Origin of the sequence: Streptomyces sp. NBC_00299 (assembly GCF_036173045.1) — a bacterium.
GTDB classification, from domain to species: Bacteria; Actinomycetota; Actinomycetes; order Streptomycetales; family Streptomycetaceae; genus Streptomyces; species Streptomyces machairae.
This window is the reverse complement of the sequence record NZ_CP108039.1, coordinates 1,062,180-1,084,214: the sequence shown is the minus strand read 5'-3', so window position 1 is coordinate 1,084,214 and position 22,035 is coordinate 1,062,180. Positions and strand designations below refer to the sequence as shown.

General features: G+C 74.5%; 4 protein-coding genes. All 4 read left to right on the top strand.

The window, feature by feature from the left end; translation table 11 throughout:
- The first annotated feature begins 32 nt into the window (after positions 1-32).
- Positions 33-14,669, top strand: a complete 14,637-nt coding sequence (locus tag OHT51_RS04690) for an SDR family NAD(P)-dependent oxidoreductase (protein WP_328877595.1) — start codon at positions 33-35, stop codon at positions 14,667-14,669.
- Complete coding sequence (locus tag OHT51_RS04685) at positions 14,666-18,133, top strand: amino acid adenylation domain-containing protein (protein WP_328877594.1); 3,468 nt, start codon at positions 14,666-14,668, stop codon at positions 18,131-18,133. Before OHT51_RS04690 ends, OHT51_RS04685 begins: the two co-directional genes overlap by 4 nt.
- Before the next feature lie 65 nt (positions 18,134-18,198).
- The gene (locus OHT51_RS04680) at positions 18,199-19,332 is read left to right on the top strand and encodes an OzmP (protein WP_328877593.1); all 1,134 of its coding nucleotides are present in this window, start codon (positions 18,199-18,201) and stop codon (positions 19,330-19,332) included.
- A gap of 23 nt (positions 19,333-19,355) precedes the next feature.
- On the top strand, positions 19,356-22,001 hold the full coding sequence (locus OHT51_RS04675) for a type I polyketide synthase (protein ID WP_328877592.1): 2,646 nt from the start codon (positions 19,356-19,358) through the stop codon (positions 21,999-22,001).
- Positions 22,002-22,035 lie beyond the last annotated feature (34 nt).

The window sequence follows — 22,035 nt, the reverse complement described above, 5'->3', positions numbered from 1 at the left end:
AGTGAGCGCAGGAAAGTAAGGAGTGTTGGGTCGTGAACAACCCGGTTCCGGCGGTTGCCGAGACGGACGTCGCCATCATCGGCATGGCCGGGCGCTTTCCCGGCGCCGACGACCTGGACTCCTTCTGGCGCCTGCTGAGCGAGGGCCGCGAGGGCATCACCCGCTTCAGCCGCGAGGAACTGGCGGCGGCGGGGGTGCCCGCTCGGCTGCTGGACGACCCGGAGTACGTCCCCGCCCACGGGACCATCCCGGACGTCGACCTGTTCGACACCGGGTACTTCGAGTTCACCCCGGCCGAGGCCGCGATCACCGACCCGCAGCACCGCATCCTGCTGACGGCCGGCCACGCCGCCCTGGAGCACGCCGGCTACGACGCCGCCCGCTACGACGGGCTGATCAGCGTCTACGCCGGCGCGGCCATCAACACCTACCTCCAGCAGCAGGTCCTGCCACACATCGACCAGACCACCACCTCGAACCACTTCGCGGTCATGGTCGGCAACGACAAGGACTTCCTGGCCACCCGGCTGTCGTACAAGCTCGACCTCAAAGGCCCCAGTTACGCCGTCCAGACCGCCTGCTCCACCTCCCTCGTCGCCCTCCACCTGGCCTGCCAGGGGCTGATCAACGGCGAGTGCGACATGGCGCTGGCCGGCGGTGTCACCGTGAAACTGCCGCAGGCCAAGGGGTACTTGTACGAAGAGGGCGCGATCCTGTCCCGGGACGGGCATGTGCGCACTTTCGACGCGGACGCCAGCGGCACCGTCCTCGGCAACGGTGTCGGTGTCCTGGTCCTCAAGCTGCTGCGGGACGCCATCGCGGACCGGGACACCATCCACGCCGTCATCAAGGGCACGGCCACCAACAACGACGGCTCCGGCAAGGTGAGCTTCGCCGCGCCCGGCGCCGCCGGCCAGACGGCCGTCATCCGCGAGGCCCACACGGTCTCCGGCGTCGACCCCCGCTCCATCGGCTACCTCGAGGCACACGGCACCGCCACCCGCCTCGGCGACCCGGTCGAGGTCTCGGCGCTCACCCGGGCGTTCAGGGAGTCCACCGTCGACACCGGGTTCTGCGCCATCGGCTCGGTGAAGTCCAACATCGGCCACCTGGACGCGGCGGCCGGTGTCGCGGGCGTGATCAAGACGGTGCTGATGATGCAGCACCGGACGCTGGTGCCGACCGTCAACCACACCACCCCCAACCCGGCGATCGACTTCGCCGCCGGCCCCTTCAAGGTGGGCACCGACACCGCCCCCTGGACAGGTGAGGGCCCGCTGCGCGCGGGCATCAGCTCCTTCGGCATCGGCGGCACCAACGCCCACGCGATCCTCCAGGAGGCCCCACCCGCCCCCGTCACCGGCGACGCACACCGCGCGCAGCAGTTGCTGGTGGTGTCCGCCCGTACCGCGACCGCGCTGGCCACGGCCGCCCAGAACCTGGCCGCCCACCTCGACGGCGACGACCCGGCCGCACTCGCCGACGTCGCCTACACGCTGGCCGTGGGCCGCCGCGCCCACGAGTACCGGCTCGCCGTCACCGGCTCCGACCCCGCCGCCCTCGCCCGGGCCCTGCGGGAGACCGCCGTCCCCGAGCAGCCCGGTACCGGCGAGGTCTCCTTCGTCTTCGCCGAGGACGTCCCGGACGCGGCGGGCCTGGCCGACCGCTGGGCCGCCGCCGAGCCCGCCTTCGCCGGGCACCACGAGGCCGCACTCGCCGCGGGTGCCGACCGACTGGGTGAGCGGGGCCGGGCGTTCGCCTTGCAGTACGCGCTCGGCAAGCTGTGGCTCGACTGGGGCCTCACCCCGGTCGCGGTGCACGGCGACGGGCTCGCGGCCCGGGCCGCCGCCTGCGTGACCGGCGCGCTGCGGCTTCAGGACGCGCTGACCGGCGACGGCCCGGTACCGCCGGCCGCCCGCGCGCGCATGGCCGTGCGCAGCGCTCACGACGAGGTCCGCGGTGTCGTCCTCGGCGTGGCCGACGGCCCCTGGGACGGCGTGGCCCGCGCCTGGCAGGCCGGCGCCGCCGTCGACTGGGCGGCCTGGTACGAGGGCGAGGAGCGCGGCCGCGTCCCACTGCCGACGTACCCCTTCGAGGGCCGCCGCTGCTGGCTGACCGGCCCGGACACCGGCGCACCCGCCGGCCGGGTCACCGGCCCCGGCCCGCACCCCATGCTGGACGAGAACGTGTCCACCCTGGACACCCTCGCCTACCGCAGCTCCCGCACCGGCAGCGAGTTCTACCTCGCCGACCACCGTGTCGGCGCCGAGCCCGTCCTGCCCGCCGCCGGACAGCTGGAACTGGCCCGCGCGGCCGGCGAACTCGCCCTCGGCGGGCCGGTCCGGCTGCGTGGAGTCTCCTTCGAGCAGCTGCTGTCCTACGCCACAGGGACGCGCACCGCGCTGGTCCAGCTGTGGCACGAGCGCGACACCGTCGGGTTCGAACTCACCGCCGACGAGCAGGTGGTCGCGGCCGGCGAGATCCACCACGCGGCCGTCGAACGCCCGGCACCGGCCGACCCGGCCGCCGTCGCCGCCCGCTGTGCCGAGTTGCTGACCCACACCGCCTGTTACGACATCCTGCGTGCTCACGGCCTGGACTACGGCCCCCGCATGCGCGCCCTCACCGACGTGCGGCTCGGCGACGGGGAGGCCCTCGGCACCCTCGAACTGCCCGACGGCGCCTCGCTCGACGGCGTCGTGCTCAACCCCGCCCTCCTGGACGGCGCCCTGCACGCCCTGGTCGTGCTGCTGTCCCGCGCCTACGGCGAGAGGGCCGACGGCTTCCTGCCGCTGGCCCTGGGCGAACTGACCGTGCACGCCCCCGTCACCGGGCCCTGCCACGTCCACGTCACGCCCGGACGGCTGGGGGAGCGGACCGCGCACGCCGACCTCACCGTGGTGGACACCCACGGCCAGGTCCTGGCCCGCCTGAACGACCTCGCCGTGCGCGTCCTGGCCGAGCCCCGCGAGTCGGCCCTGCTGGTCCGCCGCTGGACCGCCGTACCCGCCGAGCCCACCGGCGCACCCCTCGGCGACACGGCCGCCGTCGTCACCCCCGACCCGGCGCGCGGCGCACAGCTCGCCGCTCACCTCACCACCCTGGGCATCGGCACGGTCGCCCGCGAACTCGACCCGGCCACCGTGCCCGACGTGGTCCTCGTCGACGAACCGACCCCCGAACAGGCCCTGCACGTCGTCCGCACGCTCCTCACCGCCCGCCCCATCGCACCCGTGCGCGTCCTGCTGCTGCACCGCCATGACACCGACGGCCCACGCCCCGAACGCGCCGCACTCGCCGCCTTCGCCCGGACCGTACGCGCGGAGAACCCCGTCCTCGAGGTGCAGGCCGTCGGCTTCGCCGAGGACGTGGCCGAGGCCGACGCGCTCGCCGTCGAACTGGCCGGCCACGGCCGCGACCCGGAGGTCGCCCACACCGCACAGGGCCGCCGGATTCCGCAGGCCGAGCCGGCCCCGGCCGCCGGCCCGGCAGCAGTCCGCGACGGCGGCGTGTACGTCGTGACGGGCGGCGCCGGCGGCCTGGGCCGTGCCGTCGCCGGCCGACTGCTCTCCCGGGCCGACGCGCGCGTGGTCCTGCTGGGCCGCAGCGAACGACCCGCCGACCTGGACCAGCGCCTGCTCTATCGCAGCGTCGACGTGTCCGACCCGGACGCCCTGGCCGCCCGACTCGCCTCCGTACGCGAGGAGTTCGGGCCGCTCAACGGTGTCGTCCACGCCGCCGGTGTGCTGCGCGACGGCTTCGCCCTGACCAAGTCCGCCGAGGACTTCGCCGCCGTCCTCGCCCCCAAGGCCGCCGGACTGCGCGCCCTGGACGCGGCCACCGCCGACGACCCGCTGGACTTCTTCGTCGCCTTCTCCTCCATCGCCGCCCACATCGGCAACCCCGGCCAGACCGACTACGCGTACGCCAACGCCTACCTGGAGGCGTACGCCGAACGGCACGGCCGGATCACCGCGATCGCCTGGCCGATGTGGGCCGACGGCGGGATGCGTCAGAGCCCCGAGGCCGCCGCGGACATCGCCGCCCGGACCGGCTTCGGCGTACTGCCCACAGAAGCCGGCCTCGCCCTGTTCGAGCAGGCACTCGGAACCCCCGGCGCGCTCGTCGCCGCCCATGGAGACCTCCGCACCATCACCACCGCCCTCACCGCGCCCGTCGCCCGGGCGGCCCGGCCCGCCACGGCCACGGCGCCCGCCACGGCCACGGCGCCCGCCGAGGGCGCCGGCCCGCGCGATGAGGCCCTGCGACTGCTGCGCGAGCTGATCGCCGCCGAAGCCGGCCTGGAGCCTGTCGAGCTGGCCGAGGACGCCCCGTTCGACCGGCTCGGCATCGACTCGCTGGTGATCGCCAAGCTCAACCGCGAGCTGGACCGGCACTTCGAGGCCCTGTCGAAGACACTGTTCTTCGAATACGCCACCCTGGGCGAGCTCGCCGGCTACTTCGCCGAGCACCACGCGGCCGAGCTGACCGGCGGCTCACCGGCGGTCGCACCGGTCACGCCCGCGGTCGAGGGCACCACCTCGCGCCCGCCGCGCGCCCTGCGCCGTACGGCACGGGCCGGCGTAGCCGAACCCGCCGCGGACGACACCGATGCCATCGCCGTCATCGGCCTGGCCGGCCGCTATCCGGCCGCCGACGACCCCGACGAGCTCTGGACCACGCTGGCCGAGGGCCGCGACGCCATCACCGAGATCCCCGCCGAGCGCTGGGACAGCCGCCGCTGGTACGACCCGGACCCGGCGGCGCCCGGCCTCGCCCACACCCGGTGGGGCGGATTCCTGCGCGACGTCGACCGCTTCGACCCGCTCTTCTTCGGCATCTCCCCGCGCCAAGCCGAACTGATGGACCCTCAGGAACGCCTGTTCCTGCAGAACGCCTGGCACGTCCTGGAGGACGCCGGCTACCCCCGCTCCGCCCTGGCTGGCCGGCCCGTCGGCGTGTACGTCGGCGTGATGTACGGCGAGTACCAGTTCCACGGCGCGCTGGACGCCCTGCGCGGCGGGCGGCCACTCGCCGGCTCGTCCTTCGCCACCATCGCCAACCGGGTCAGCCACGCCCTGGACCTGTCCGGTCCGAGCATGGCGCTGGACACCATGTGCTCCTCCTCGCTCACCGCGATCCACCTGGCCTGTGAGAGCCTGCGCCGGGGCGAGAGCGAACTGGCCATCGCCGGGGGCGTCAACGTCTCCGTCCACCCGTACAAGTTCGCCTTCCTCAGCCAGGGCCGCTTCCTGGCCTCCGACGGCCGCTGCCGGGCCTTCGGCGCGGGCGGCGACGGCTATGTGCCCGGGGAGGGCGTCGGCGCCGTCCTGCTCAAGCCCTACCGCAAGGCACTGGCCGACGGGGACCGCATCCACGGCCTGATCCTGGGCGGCGCCGTCAACCACGGCGCCCGGACCAACGGATACAGCGTGCCCAACCCGCGCGCCCAGCAGCGCGCGATCACCACCGCGCTGGAACGCGCCGGGCTCACCCCTCTGGACATCGGCTACATCGAGGCGCACGGCACCGGCACCGCCCTGGGCGACCCGATCGAGCTGACCGGCCTCACCCACGCCTATAGGTCCGCCGAGGCCGCGCCCGGAACCTGGCCGATCGGCTCGGTCAAGTCCAACATCGGGCACCTGGAGTCCGCGGCCGGCATCGCCGGACTCACCAAGGTGCTGCTGCAGTTCCGGCACCGCACCCTGGTGCCCTCGCTGCACTCGGCCGAGCTGAACCCCAACATCGACTTCGAGCGTTCCCCGTTCCGCGTCCAGCGCGAGCTGTCCGCCTGGCCCGACGGGGACGGGCCGCGCCGGGCCGGCCTCAGCTCCTTCGGCGCGGGCGGCGCCAACGCGCATCTCGTCCTGGAGGAGTCCCCGAACCCCGACCCGGTCACCGACGTACCGGCGGGCGAGCAGCGCACCGACGAACCCGTGCTGTTCCTGCTCTCCGCCCGCGACGAGGAACGGCTGCGCGCCTACGCCGAGTCGGCCGCCGCCTTCGTCCGGACCGAGCGCGTACCGCTCGCCGACCTGTGCTTCACCACCCAGGTGGGTCGCGAGCCCCTCGACGCCAGGCTCGCGGTGGCGGTCACCGACGGCGGCGAACTCGTCGCCGCCCTGCGCCGGTTCGCCGACGGTGGCCGGGCTCCCGACCCCGCCGACGCGGGCCCGCTGGCCGAGCCGGCCCGCCGCTGGCTGGGCGGCGCCGACGTGGACTGGGCGGCCTGGCACGCCGGTCGGCCGGGGCCCGCCCCGCGTCGGGTGCGCGCCCCGCGGTACCCGTTCGCCGCGGAGCGCTACTGGATCCCGCTCGACCCCGACCTGGGCACGGCCGCTGCGCATCCGCTGGTCGACGCCAACGAGTCCACCGTCACCGAGATCCGCTTCCGTAAGACGCTGCGCGCGCACGACCCACTGCTGCGCGACCACGTGATCGAGGGCCGGCCGCTGCTCGCGGGCGCGGCGATGCTGGAGTTCGTCCGCGCCGCCGCCGCGCTCGCCGAGCCCGGCGCCCGGCACGCCATGCGCGACGTGGTATGGGGCCGGGCCGTCGAACTCGCCGGCGGCGAAGCGGAGTTGTACGTCTCCTTCCGCCCGGACGGCACCGGACTGGCCTTCGAGGTGTACAGCGGGACAGGTGCCGACCGCACCACCCACGCCCGCGGCAGCGCCGTCCCGGCCCCCGCCGCCCCCGAGGCCGCCGAGGACCTTGCCGCGCTGCGCGCCCGGCTGTCCGTCGTACGCGACGGACCCACCGCGTACACCGAGTACGCGGCCGCCGGGTTCGGGTACGGCCCCTCCTTCCAGGTCATCGACGAGATCCGGGTCGGCCCCGGCGAGGCGCTGGTCCGGCTGGCCCAGGCCGGTGCCGCCCCGCTCACCCAGCTGCCCCCGGCGCTCCTCGACGGTGCCCTGCGGGCCTGCCACTGGTCCGGCCGGACCACCGCGCCGCGCCCCGGCGAACTCGCCGTCCCCTTCAGCCTCGGCGCCCTGGACTCGTTCGCCCCGCTGCCCGAGGTCTGCCACGCGCACGCCCGGCTGGTCGGCGAGTCGGCGGGCGTGCGCCGCTTCGACCTGACCGTGTACGACGACCAGGGCCAAGTACTCGTCGCCGTACGGGACTTCGCGGGCCGTCTCCCCGGCACCCAAGCGGCCCTGGAGGGCCCCGCAGCCGGCGCCCCGGCGTCGCTCGCCGACCGTATGCCCGTCGCGTCCCCCGCGCAGGCCGGGCCTGAACCCACCTCCGGCGAACCTCGCCTCTACGAGCCGTACTGGCGACCCGCCGCCGACCCGGAACAGGCGGACGCCGCCGGGACCCTCGTCCTGCTCGGCAGCCACCCGGAACTGGAGTCCGCGCTGGCCGCGACCGGCGTGTGGCGGCGCGTCGTCACCGTCGGCGAGGACACCGGCCGACTCGTCTCCCTCGCCGACCAGGACAGGCTCGACCTCGTCGTCGTCCCCGGCGACGCGGACGACGGCTCGCCCGCCGACCTGCTCGACCGCGCCTGCGCCCCCGTCCTGGACGTGCTCGACGCGGCCCGGACCGGTGTGCTGCCCGGCCGGGTGCGGTGCCTGGTGCTGCACACGCAGAACGCCGGCGAGGACCGGCCCGAGTGGGCCGCCCTGGCCGGGTTCGCCCGCTCCACGGGGCCGGTCGCGCCCCACCTCGAACTGCTCACCCTCGCCGTCGATATCGCGGCCCCGGCCGCCGAGGTCGCCCGGGCCGTGGCCGTGGAACTGCGCGCAGCACCCCGCGCCGCGGGCCTGGAGGTCCGCCGAACGACCTCCGGCGAGCGCCAGATACGGGCCCTGCGCCCGCTCACCGGCCCGGCCACCCCGGCCGACGTGCCCCTGCGGGACGGGGGCGTGTACGTCGTGACCGGCGGCGCCGGTGCCATCGGCCGTGTCCTCGTCGAGCATCTGGCCCGCACCCACGCGGCCAAACTGGTGCTGATCGGCCGCTCCGAGCCCGACGAGCGGACCCGCGCCTGGCACGGCAGGCTGACCGGCCTCGGCGCCGAGGTGCTCGCACTGCGCGCCGACGTGGCCCGGGCCGACGAGCTCGGCGCGGCGCTCACCGCAGCCCGGGACCGGTTCGGCGCCCTGCACGGCGTGTTCCACCTGGCGGGCGTCGCCGACGAGGGCCGCGCCGACGGCGACCGGGAGCGCTTCGCCCGGCTGCTCGGCGCCAAGACACACGGCCTGGTCCACCTGGACCGGCTGACCCGCGAGGATCCGCTCGACCTCTTCGTGGTCTTCTCCTCCGTCTCGTCCCTCATCGGTGACTTCGGAGCGGCCGGCTATGCCACCGCCAACCGCTTCGCCGACCTCTACACGGTGCGCCGGGCGCGCAGGGACGAGGGGCACGGCCGCAGTCTGTCCCTGGCTTGGCCGCTCTGGGCGGTCGGCGGGGTCGACGGGCTGGTCCGCGAGGAGGAACTGGCCGCGTACACCCGCCGCAGCGGGATGCGGGCGCTGACCGCGGAAGCGGGCCTCGACCTCCTCGCCCGCTCGTTCGCTCCGGGCGCTTCGTGGCTCGTGCCCGCCTGGGGCGACCCGGCGGCCGTCGACGCCGCCCTGACGGGTACGCCCGTCTCGTCCCGGCCCGTCTCGTCCCGGCCCGTCTCGTCCCGGCCCGTCGCGCCGGCGCCCGTCGCCGCCCGCGCCGACCGGCTCCGGGACCGGTTGGTGGAGCACCTGCGCGAGGTCCTCGCCGGCGTGCTCAAGCTGCCCACCGGGCGCCTCGACAGCCGCGTCCCGCTGGACGACTACGGCTTGGACTCGGTGCTGGTCATGGAGTCCAACTCGCTGCTGGGCAAGGACTTCCCGGGCCTGCGCGGCACCGTGTTCTTCGAATTCCGGACGGTCGACGAGCTGGCCGGCCACATCCTCGCCGAGCAGGCCGACGCCGTCACCCGCCTGTTCCCCGGGGAAACCGAGCCGTCGCGGCAGGAGACAGGGCCGTCGCGGCAGGACGCCGCTCCCGCTCCCGCGTCCGCCCCGGGGCCGCACACCCCGCCCGCCCGCCGGGACGCCGACGAGCCGATCGCCATCATCGGCATCAGCGGCCGCTACCCCCAGGCGGACACCCTGGAGGAGTTCTGGCGCAACCTCGCCGAGGGCCGCGACTGCGTCACCGAGGTCCCCGCGGATCGCTGGGACGCCGACGCCCTGTTCGACGCGGACCCGGCCGCACCGGGCCGCAGCTACAGCCGCTGGGGCGGCTTCCTGTCGGACGTGGACTCCTTCGACTCGCTGTTCTTCCAGATCGCGCCCAAGCAAGCCCGCACGATGGACCCGCAGGAGCGGCTCTTCCTGCAGACGGCCTGGTCTGCGCTGGAGAACGCGGGCTACCCGCCGTCCCGGATCCCGGCGCCCCGCCACGGCGGTCAGGGGCATGACGCCGGCGTGTTCGTCGGCGTCATGTGGGACGACTACGCCATCCTCGCCGCCGCCGAGTCGGCCCGAGGCAACCACCAGGTCGTGCTCGCCAACCGTTCCGCCATCGCCAACCAGGTCTCCTACTTCGGCGACTTCCGCGGCCCGAGCGTGGTGATCGACACCGCCTGCTCCGCGTCCCTCGTGGCCGTGCACCAGGCCTGCGAGAGCATCCGCCGCGGCGAGTGCTCGTACGCCGTCGCCGGCGGCGTCAATGTCGCCGTGCACCCCGACAAGTACGTGCACCTCAGCCGCAAGACCATGCTGTCCGCCGACGGCCGCTGCCGGGCCTTCGGCGCGGGTGGCACCGGGTACGTGCCCGGCGAGGGCGTCGGCGCGGTGGTGCTCAAGCGGCTGTCCGAAGCGGTCCGCGACGGCGACACCGTGCACGCCGTGATCCGTGCCAGCGCCGTCAACCACGGAGGCCGCACCAGCGGTTACACCGTGCCCAATCCGCAGGCCCAGCAGGCGCTGGTGGAACAGGCGCTGGACGCCGCGGGCATCGACGCCCGCACCATCGGCTGTGTCGAGGCGCACGGCACCGGCACCGCCCTGGGCGATCCGATCGAGCACACCGCGCTGGCCCAGGCCTTCGCCCGGCACACCGACGACACGGGATTCTGCGCGCTCGGCTCGGTGAAGTCCGCGATCGGTCACCTGGAGGGCGCCGCCGGGATCGCCGGGCTCACCAAGGCCGTCCTGCAACTGCGCCACGGCACCCTGCTGCCCACGCTGCACGCCGAGGAACTCAACCCGGTCATCGACTTCGAGAGCTCGCCGTTCACTGTGCAGCGGGAGACGGCGCCGTGGCCGCGCGGGTACGACGGCGACGGCCGTCCGCTGCCGCGCCGCGCCGCCATCAGCTCGTTCGGCGCGGGCGGCACCAACGCGCACGTCGTCGTGGAGGAGTACATGACCCCCGAGCCGGCCCCGACCGGCCCCGAGCAGGCGGAGCTGATCGTCCTGTCCGCCCGCGACGAGGACCGGCTGCGCGCCCGAGCGGCCGACCTGGGCCGCGCCCTCGCCGAGCCGGGCGCCCCGAGGCTTGCCGACGTCGCCCACACCCTGCGCGTGGGCCGCGAACCCCTCGCCGCACGGCTGGCGTTCGTCGCCGCCGACCTCGCGGACGCGGCCGGCAAGCTCGCCGCCGTCGGCCGCGGCGAGGGCGGCCAGTGGCTGCACGGAGGCCGGGTGGACCAGCACCCGGCGCTGGCCGGCCTGCTGACCGAGGGCGTCGGTGGCGAGGACTTCCTCGCCACCCAGATCGCGGCCGGTGCCGACGACCTCCTCGGCCGGCTGTGGGTCTCGGGCGTCACCGTCGACTGGGACCTGCTGCACCGCCTGCGCCCCGCGGAGCGCCGCCGGGTGCCGTTGCCGACGTACCCCTTCGCGCGGGTACGGCACTGGCTCGACACCACGCCCGCTTCCGCCCCGACGCACGGCCCGCGCCGGTGGGAGCGCCGACTCGCCGCCGACGAGCCGGTCCTGCACGACCACGTCGTCGACGGACGGCCCATCCTGCCCGGCGTCGGCCACCTGGACCTGGTCGCCGAGGCGAGCGGGGGACTGGTCGGGCGGGCCTGCGTGGACGTCCGCTGGATCGTCCCGCTGGCCCTGAGCGGGGCCGAGGAGACGGTGGCGGTGGCCTTCGACGGCGACCGGTACGAGATCCGCGGCGCCGACGACGCCGTACGTTCCTGCGGCCGCCTCGCCGCCGCCCCGGCCGCGCCCGCCCCCCTGGACCTCACCGTGCTGCGCGCCCGCTTGGACGAAGGCCCGGGCGCAGACTCCTTCTACCGGGTGCTGGCCGGGCAGGGACTGCCGTACGGGCCGTTCTTCCGCCGCGTCCGGCAGGTGTGGACCGGCCGCGACGAGGTGCTGGGCCGGATCGGCGAGACCGCCGGCGACGACCCGGCGCACGCCCTGCACCCGGGCGTTCTGGATGCCGCCCTGCACACCGTCGCCGCCCTGCTGGTCCGCCGCCGGGGCGAACACGCCCGGCCGATGCTGCCGTTCGCCGCCGACCGCGTCGACGTGTTCGGCGCGGTGCCCGCCACCGGGTGGTCGTACGTCCGGGAGACCGGAACCGACCGCTGTGAGGTGCTGCTCTGCGACGACACGGGCGCGGTACGGGTCCGGTTCGAGGGCCTGACCTACCGCGAGGCCAAGCCGTCCGCGGTGGTCGTACACCGGCCGGTGTGGGCCGCCCGGCCTGCCGAGGAGCGCGCCGCGGCCGCCCGCAGCGTGCTGCTGGTCGGGGAGCGGCTGGACGCCGAGCCCGCCGCCGGTATCGTCCGCGCCCACCACGGCGCCGACGTACGACGGCTCCCGGTCGGCTCCGGCGGTCTCGCGGACGCCGAACTCGACCGCGCCCTGGCCGGCTCCGGCGCGCCGGACCTGGTCTACTTCCTCGCCACGGCCCCCGGGCGCGAGCCCGCCGACCGCGCCGAGCTGCGTACCCTCACCGACCGGGGTCCGGTCGCGCTGTACCGCCTGGTGCGGGCGCTGGCCCGGCACGGCCTGCTGGAGCGCGAGACACGTCTGAAGGTCGTCACCACGGACGTCCACCCGCTGGAGGCGGGCGACCACTCCGCCCCGTGGGCCGCCGGGACCGCCGGGCTGGCCGCCGTCGCGGCCAAGGAGTTCCCCGCGCTGCGCGTGGCGCTCGTCGACGTACGCGCGGCGGAGGCCGCCCGGGCGGCCGACGCGATCGTGGCCGAGCCGTTCCCCGCCCGGCCGGTGCCCGTGTCGCTGCGCGCGGGCGTCCGCCGGGTGCGCACCCTGGAGCGGGTCGAACTGCCCGCCTCCGCACCCCGGTTCCGCCCGGGGGGCGTCTATATGGTCGTCGGCGGGCTCGGCGCCGTCGGCCGGGACACCTGCCGGCACCTGGCCCGCGCCTACGGAGCGAAGCTGGTCGTGGTCGGCCGCTCCCCGCTCGACGGGACCCGGCGGCAGACCGTCGCGGAGCTGGAGAAGGCAGGCGCCGAGGTCCGCTACCTCGCGCTCGACGCCACCGACCCCGACGCGCTGAAGGAGGCCGTCGATCTCGCCGTCCAGGAGTTCGGCGCCCTGCACGGGGTGATCAACGCCGCGATGGTGCTGGTCAACCAGGTGCTGAGGGAGCTGCCGGAGGACGGGCTGCGGACCGCCCTGGAGTCGAAGACCGACTCGACCTGGAGCCTGCTGCGCGCGGTGCGCGAGGTGCCGCTGGACTTCGCGCTCTTCTACTCGTCCGGCGTGGCCTTCGAGGGAAATCACGGACAGGCCGGCTACGCCGCCGGCTGCACCTTCGCCGACGCCTTCGCCCTGCACGCCGCCCGCACCCTGCCCTTCCCGGTGCGGGTCCTCAACCTCGGCTACTGGCACGCGGGCGGCGACCCGGAGCGGGAGCGGGTGCTGCGCCGCTTCGGTGCCGCCGGCATCCGACCGCTGAGCGCCGAGCAGGGCATGACCGTCGTCGAGCGGACCCTCGCGGCCGGGTTGCCCCAGGTGTTTGCCCTGGACGCCGACCGGCCCATCCTGGCCAACCTCGGTATCGACCCCGATCGCACCCTGAGCGTGCTGCCGGGCGGTGCGCCGGACCCGCTGCCCGAGGTCCGCTTCCCGGGCGCGCCCGGCGCCGACCCTGAACTGGCCGAGCACCAGCGTGCGGTCGCCGAGGCGGAGGAGCTGGCGCTGCGCATGCTGGCGTCGGTGCTCGACCGGGCGGGCCTGTTCGGCGCGGGCGAGGCCACGCGGGAGGAACTCGCCGCCCGCCTGGGCGTGGTGCACGAGCACGCCGCGCTGTTCCAGGCGCAGCTGGACATGCTGGCCGAGACGGACTGGCTGACCGCCACGGACGGCGGCCGCCTGCGCCCGACGGGCCGCAGGACCGCGCCCGAGAAGGAACTCATGAACATCTTCAATCAGTTGACGGAACGTCACCCCACCCTCGCGCCGGTCGTCACGCTCCTCGGTGACTGCATGTCCGCGCTGCCCGACGTGCTCACCGGCCGCCGTCCCGCCATGGAGGTCCTCTTCCCCGACGGCTCCACCGAGGGCGTGGCCGCCGTCTACCGGGGCGACCCGGTCACCGACCGCTGCAACCAGGAGGTGGCGCGGCTCGTGGCCGAGCAGGTCGAGGCCCGCCGGGCCGCCGACCCCACCGCACCGGTACGGATCCTGGAGATCGGCGCCGGCACGGGCGGCACCACCGCGGCCGTGCTCGCCGCCCTCGCCGCCCACGGCGACGGCATCGAGTACGTCTTCACCGACGTCTCCCCGGCCTTCGTCCGCAAGGCCAGGAACCGCTTCGGCGCGCAGTTCCCCTTCACCCGCTTCGAGGTGCTGGACATCGAGGCCGAACCGGCCGGGCAGGGCGTGACCCCTGGCGCCCACGACGTGGTGCTCGCCACCAACGTCCTGCACGCCACCCGGCGGCTGTCCGAGACGCTGACCGGGACCAAGCGCTTGTTGCGGCGGGGCGGCGCCCTGCTGCTCGTGGAGGGCACCCGAGCCCGGCACCAACTGGCGCTCATCTTCGGCCTGACGGCCGGCTGGTGGCTGTTCTCGGACCCCGAGCAGCGCATGCCCCGCTCCCCACTGGCGAGCGACCGCCAGTGGCGGGACGCGCTGGCCGCGTGCGGCTTCACGGACATCAGCGCGGCTGCCCCGACGACGGAGGCCGGACCTGCCTTCCAGAGCGTCATCGCCGCCGTCAGCGACGGCGTGGTGCCCGCCGACGGGCAGGCTCCGGCGGCCGAGCTCGAGCCGAAGCGGACCCCGGCTCCGGCCGCGGCGCCGGCGTGTGCCGCTGCCCCTTCCACCCCCGTGTTCCCGGCCTCCCAGGACGACACCCTGCGCCAGGTGACGGACGTCTTCGCCCGCGTCCTGGAGATGACCCCCGCCCAGCTCGACCCCGATCTCACCTTCGAGAACTACGGAGTGGACTCGCTGGTCGTCCTGGAGCTGACCCGCGCCTTGGAAGGGGTCTACGGACCGCAGCCGGCGACCCTGCTGTTCGAGCGGATCACCATCCGGCAGCTGGCCGGGCACTTCGGCGCCCGGGCACACGGCCCCGACACCCCCGTCACCACCCCTCAGCCCACCAGCCCCGCGGCGCCCGAACCCGTCCCGTCCGGCGACGCCGAGCGCCTGGTCGCGGGCCTGTCCGACGCAGCCGTCGACGAGCTGCTGGCCGAACTGCTCTCCCAGCGCGGGGAGTCCGAAGGAGGCGGACGATGACTGCCGAGCCGTTCAGTTGTGTCGTGATCGGCGAGGAGACCCTCCTCGTCGAGTGCACCAGGCTGCTCGTGGCCCGCGGGCACACAGTGGCCGCCGTGGTGTCCCCCTCTGCCGAGCTGCTCGACTGGGCCGAGGGGGAGGGGCTGCCCGCCGTACCGTTCGGCGCGGACCTCGCCGAGCGGCTGGCCCCGCTGCCCTTCGACTACCTGTTCAGCATCGCCAACCTCCGGATGCTCCCGGAGGAGGTGCTGGCCCTGCCCACCCGGCTGCCCGTCAACTTCCACGACGGTCCGCTGCCCAGGCACGCGGGTCTGTTCGCCACCAGCTGGGCCATCCTCGACGGCGACAAGCAGCACGGCGTCACCTGGCACGTGATGAACCTGGAGGCCGACACCGGCGACGTGCTCAAGCAGCGCACGGTGCGCGTCGACCCGTCGGCCACGGTGCACGATCTCGACGTGGCCTGCTTCGAGGCGGGCGTCGAGTCCTTCGCCGAACTCGTCGACGAACTGGCCGCCGGCACAGCCACCCGCACACCGCAGGACCTGGGCCTGCGTACCTACCACGGCCGGTCCGACGGCCTGCCCCGCGGCGGTGTGTTCGACTGGCGCCAGCCCGCAGCCGAACTGGACGCACTCGTGCGGGCCACCGCGTTCGGGCGCCGCCGCAACGACTTCGGCACGGCACTGCTCGCCCGCGGCGACGACCTGCTGGCCGTCCGCACCGTGGAGGTCACCGACCGGCCCTCCACCGCCGAGCCCGGCACCGTCGTCGACGCCGGCCCCGACGCCCTCACCGTGGCCACCGGCGACCGGGACGTCCGCCTCACCGACCTCGCCGCCCTGTCCGGTGAACGGCTCGACCCCCTCGTCCTGGCCCGGGAACTCGGCGGCAGCTTCCCGCATCTGTCCGACGCGGCCGTCGCCGAACTCGCGGAGGCCGGCCGAGCGGCCCACCGCCAGGAGCGCCGGTGGCTGCGCGCCCTGCGGTCGTTGCGGCCGGTGCTCCCGCCGAGGTTCGGCCCGCTGACCCCGGTGACCCGCGCGTCGGGCCCGGTCCCGCTGCCCGACGCCCTGCGCGAGCGGGGAACGGAGCCCGAGCGGTCGGCCCTCGCCGCCGCCCTCGCGTTCCTCGCCCGGCTCACCCGGGGCGACGAGCGGGACGTCGCCGTGTCCGTCCCGCGGGCGGCCTCCCCGGTCGCCTCCCGCATCCTGGCGCCCGAAGTGCCCCTGCAGGCCCCGGAAGGGCTGCTCGAACTGACCCTGTCCGATCTCACCGAGCTGATCGGCACCTCACTCGACGGACTCCGGGACCGCACGCCGTACCGGCGTGACGTGTCCCTGCGCCACCCGGACCTGACGGGCGCCGCCGGCACCGGGCTGCCCATCGTCGTCGCACTGCCCGGCGGCGCGGCCGAACCGGGTGACCGGCCGCTGACCATCCGCATCGACGCCGACGGAGCCGTCGGCTTCCACGCGGGCGCCGGACTGACCGCGGACCACGGGCGCTGGCTCGCCGCGCACTTCGCGGCATTCCTCGACGCCCTCGCCGCCGCCCCCCACCGCCCGCTCGGCACCGCCGACCTGCTCGCACCCGAGGAGCGCAACCTGTTGCTCGGCCGGTGGAACGACACCGACGAGGAGTATCCGCGCGAGGCGACCGTGACCCGGCTGGTCACCGACATCGCCTGCGCCGCACCGGACGCCACCGCCGTGCGCTTCCAGGACCGGGCCCTCACCTACGGCGAACTCGACGAGGCCGCCGACCGGCTGGCCCGGCGACTCGCCGGCCTCGGCGCGGGCCCCGGCACGCTTGTCGGCGTCTACCTTGAGCGCTCGCCCGAACTGCTGGTCAGCCTGCTCGCCGTCCTGCGCACCGGTGCCGCCTATGTGCCCATCGACCCGATCTACCCGCCCGCCCGGATCGGTCACATGCTCCAGGACTCCGGCGCCCGACTGGTCGTGACCGACGAGACGCTGGGCGCCACTCTGGCGGAGTTCCCGGTCACGGCGGTGCCGGTGTCCACCGCGCTCACCGCCGGCGCACCGGCGGCCCCCCTCGACCTCTCCGACCCGGACACTCCCGCCTACGTGATCTACACCTCAGGCTCCACCGGCCTGCCCAAGGGTGTCCAGGTCGGCCACCGGGCGCTGGTCAACTTCCTGTGGACGATGGCCCGCAGGCCCGGCTTCGGCTCCCGGGACTCGCTGCTCGCGCTGACCACCGTGTGCTTCGACATCGCGGGCCTGGAGCTGTACCTGCCGCTGGTGCGGGGCGGCACCGTGGAGGTCCTCCCCGCCGCCGAGGCCGCCGACGGCGTCGCTCTGCGCGAGCGCGTGGAACGCTCCGCGCCCACCGTCCTGCAGGCCACCCCGACCACCTGGCAGATGCTGCTCGCCGCCGGCTGGAGCGGCGATCCGGCGCTGCGGGCGCTGTGCGGCGGCGAACCGCTGCCCCCGGAGCTGGCTGGGCAACTCGCGCCCCGAGTCGGCGCGTTGTACAACATGTACGGCCCGACCGAGACCACCATCTGGTCCACCGTGGACCGGGTGCTGCCCGGTGAAGCGGCCACCATCGGCCGGCCCATCGGCAACACCCGTTGCCACGTCCTCGACGAGCGCGGCGCCCTGGTCCCGCCCGGCATCCCCGGGGAGCTGTACCTGTCCGGCGACGGTGTCGCCGACGGCTACCTGGGCCGGCCCGAGCTCACCGCCGAACGCTTCGTCACCGCCCCCGGCGGCGGCACCGGCCGCGCCTACCGCACCGGAGACCTGGTACGCCACCTGCCCGACGGCCGCCTGGAGTACCTCGAGCGGATCGACGGCCAGATCAAGCTCAACGGCTACCGGATCGAACTCGGCGAGGTGGAGACCGCCCTGCGCCGGCTGCCCGGCGTCACCGACGCCGTCGCCGTCGTCCGCGAGGACCGGCCCGGCGAACGCCGCCTGGCCGGCTACCTCGTCGGCCCGGCCGGCCCGCCGGACACCGCCGGGCTGCGCGCCGCCCTGGGCGAGCGCCTGCCCGCGTACATGGTCCCCTCCGCCGTCGTCGTCCTGCCCCGGCTGCCGCTCACCCCGAACGGCAAGGTCGACCGCAAGGCCCTGCCCAAGCCCGACGTCGTCCGCGTCGCCGGCGGCGCGGCAGCCGTCCGCACCGACCTGGAGCGGCGCATCGCCGAGGTCTGGTGCGAGGTGCTCGGCCTGGAGTGGGTCGGTGCCGAGGACAACTTCTTCGACGTCGGCGGCGATTCGCTCCGCCTGACGTCCGTGGTGGCGACCCTTCGCGAGCGGCTCGGCCTCCTGGTCACCCGTCTCGACATGTTCGGTCATCCGACGGTGCGGGCCATGGCCGTCCATGTCGCCGACACCGGCCGCCCCGCCGAGCCCGCCGTGTCCCGGCCCCGGCGCTCCCGCGACACGACGGCGCTCGCCCGCCGCCGCGACCGCAGGGGGCGGCGCTCATGAAGAGCCGACACGACGTGGCCGTACCCACCGCACAACCCGATCCGTCCGTCTCACCAGGGGGTTCCGTGTCCAGCTGCCAGGTCTGCTCACTCAAGGCCGGCCATCCGGGAGTGGTGCTAGACGACCAGGGGGTGTGCAACCTGTGCAACCTGGACTTCGCCGAGGACCTGCTCGTCAACTACCGCTACACCAGCGAGGTCTTCACCGAGTTCCAGCAGGCGTCGTCCGGCATGGGCGAGTACGACTGCCTGTTCATGTACAGCGGCGGCAAGGACAGCACGTACATGCTGGACAAGTTCGTCAACGAGTACGGCAAACGGGTGCTGGCCTTCACCTTCGACGTGCCCTTCGAGAGCGTGCACGCCGCTCAGAACATCGCGCTGGCCCGGGAGAAGATCCCGGCGACGTTCGTCCTCGACGCCGACGACGACAACATCAAGCTGATGATGCGCGAGGTGTTCAACCGCCCCGCGCCGAAGAAGCCCGGCAAGTACCTCGACGAGAAGCTGCCCTGCGTCTCCTGCCGCACCTTCTTCGTGCTGCGCGCGATCCTCATGGCCTACCGGCAGAAGATCCCCTACATCGCGCTGTGCGCCGATCCGCAGCAGATCCTCACCATGGAGTCCAACGTCCGGGAAATCGTGCGCGGTTTCTACAAGACGTTCGGCGAGCGGCTCACCGACACACTCTTCGGCGGGCAGCTGGAGGAGCTGCTCTTCGACGACGACGAGAACCTGCCGAAGATCGTCTTTCCGTTCATCGCCATGCGGCACGAGTACGACCCCGACCGCATCGTCGAGGAACTGCGCGCCAAGGGCCTCTACCAGTCCTCGCCGCTGGAGACCCACTGCACGCTCTTCCCGCTGCTGAACTACTACTCGTTCTCGAACTTCGACTGCATGTTCTACAAGCTCAACGCGGCCAGCCACGTGCGGTCCGTCAAGCGCAACGCCTCCTACGACCGCAACACCTTCAGCATCAAGTTCCCGCGCTCGCTCGACCTCGCCGACGTGGAGGACCGGCTCGGCAAGGTCGTCAAGGAGATCGCGGCGGGGGAGGGCGACCGCGACGAGCACGAGCGCAGCCTCGTCGACCTCTTCCAACGCATGGACGCCTCCGAGGACGCCGCCCGCTTCGTCGCCCGCAGCTTCCTCGACATGCGATCCGTCGCCGCCGACCTCGGCATACGGCTGAGCTGACACCGAGCAGGAGAACCAGCACCATGACGCTTTCCGACTCCGACGTCGCCATCATCGGCATGGCCTGCCGTTTCCCGGGCGCCGACTCCGTCGACCGCTTCTGGGACGTGCTCAGCGAAGGCCGCGAGACGCTGACCCGGTACACCGACGAGGAACTCCTCGCCGCCGGCGTGCCCGCCGCCCGGCTGGCCGACCCGCGCTATGTGAAGGCCGCCCAGACCATCCCCGGCACCGACCTCTTCGACTCCGCGTTGTTCCAGTTCACGCAGGACGAGGCCGAGATCCTCGACCCGCAGCACCGGATCTTCCTGGAATGCGCCCTGGAGGCCCTGGAGCGGGCCGGCTACGACCCCGAGCGCACCGACGCCCACATCGGCGTCTACGCCGGCGCCGGCATGAACACCTACCTGCTGCACAACCTGGGCGAGCGCTACCGGGCCGCGTCCTCCGTGGACCACTACCGCTTGATGCTCGCCAACGACAAGGACTTCCTCGCCACCCGGGTGTCGTACAAGCTCAACCTGACCGGCCCCAGCGTCAACATCAACACCGCCTGCTCCACCTCGCTGGTCGCCGTGCACACCGCCTGCCTGGCCCTGCTCGGCGGCGAGTGCGACATGGCCCTGGTCGGCGCGGTCCACCTCAACCAGCCGGGCCAGGGCTACCAGTACCAGGAAGGCATGATCTTCTCGCCCGACGGCCACTGCCGCGCCTTCGACGCCGAGGCCCGCGGCACCGTGATCGGCAGTGGCGCCGGAGCGGTCGTCCTCAAGCGGCTGAAGGAGGCACTCGCCGACGGCGACTGGATCCACGCCGTCATCAAGGGCTCCGCCATCAACAACGACGGCTCCGCCAAGACCGGTTACACCGCACCCAGCATCTCCGGGCAGGCCGCCGTGATCGCCGACGCCCAGGACGTCGCCGACGTCGACCCGGAGACCATCGGCTACGTCGAGGCGCACGGCACCGGCACTCCGCTCGGCGACCCCATCGAGGTCGCCGCGCTCACCGAGTCCTTCCGCGAGGGCACCGACCGCGCCGGGTACTGCGCCCTCGGCTCGGTGAAGACCAACATCGGGCACCTGGACACGGCCGCCGGCATGGCGGGCCTGATCAAGACCGCGCTGATGCTGGAGCACCGCACCCTGGTACCCAGCCTGCACTTCACCGAGCCCAACCCGGACATCGACTTCGCCGCCGGCCCGTTCTTCGTCAACACGGAGAAGACCGAGTGGAAGAGCGAGACGGGTCCGCTGCGCGCCGGTGTCAGCTCCTTCGGCATCGGCGGGACGAACGCCCATGTGATCCTCGAGGAGGGCCCGGCCCGAGGTCAGGCCCCGAGCGAGAGCCGGCCGGAGCTGCTGGTCCTCTCCGCCCGCTCCGAGGAGGCCCTCCAACAGGCCGCCGCCGCCCTGGCCCGCCATCTGCGGGCCCGACCCGACCTCCCCGCGGACGCCGTCGCGCAGACCCTCGGCCTCGGGCGTCGCGCTCACACCCACCGGCTGGCCCTGGTCGCAGGCAGCACCCGCTCCGCGGCGATGGCGCTCGCCCTCGGCGACGAGGAGCGCATCCGCCGTGGCGTGACCGGACGCGAGCCGAGCGCCCCCGTCCTCGTCCTGACCGGCACCGGCGCGGACCCGGCCGACGCGGCCGAACTGTACGCCTCGGTGCCGGCCTACCGGGACGCCGTAGACGCCTGCGCCGCCGCCCTCGGGCGCCCCGGCGAGGCAGAGGCGCTCCTCGCCGAGGACGGTGCGGTCGCCGCGTGCTGCCACGAGTACGCCCTCGCCACCGCCCTCACCGCCTGGGGCGTTGCACCGGCCGGCCTAGCCGCCGGCCGCACCGGCCTCGCCACCGTTGCCGCCCTCGCCGAGGCCCTCCCGCTCGCCGACGCCCTGGCCCTGGCCCGGGGCGCCGCTCCGTACCGCGTCACCGCGCCCCGGCTGCCCGTCGTATCGCCGCGCACCGGCCGCTGGATGACCGAGGACGAGGGCGTCGAGCCCGCCGTCTGGACGGCCGCGGCCGACCTGACGCCTTCCCTGGACGCGCTGCTCGACGGCACCGGCCGGCACGCGGTCCGCCTCACCCCGCCGGACGGCGAACCCGGCGGCCTCACCCACCTGCTCACCCTCGCCGCCGACCAGTGGGTGCTCGGCGCCGACCTCGACTTCGCGGCCGTGCACACCGGCCGGGACATCCGCCGGGTGCCCCTGCCCACCCATCGCTTCGAGCGACGGCGGCACTGGGTGGAGCCCGGCGCCCACGGCGCCCGGACCGAGGCGGCACCGGCCGGGGACCGGCTGATCACCCGCTTCGACCCGACCGACCCGCAGCACAACGTCGAACTGATCCGGGACTACCTCACCGAGGCCATCGGCAAGGTCCTCGGCGGTCGGCACCTCGCCGCCGTCGACACCAACCTCTTCGACCTGGGCCTGGACTCCCTCGTGCTCATCGAGGTCGTCGCCAAGCTCGGCGAGGAACTGGGCTTCGAGGTCCCGGCCGCCTCCTTCGTCGAGTTCCCCACCATCCGGACCTTCGTGGACAACCTCGCCGAGCTGATGGGCCTCACCCCCGGCACGGCCCGGGGCGGCGACGGCACCGCCGCGGCGCCGCGCGCCTCCCGGCGGGCCCAGCGCGCGGCCGCCCGCCACACCGGCCAGGCCTGATCCCCTCCCGGCGGCGACGCCCCGGCCCACGGTG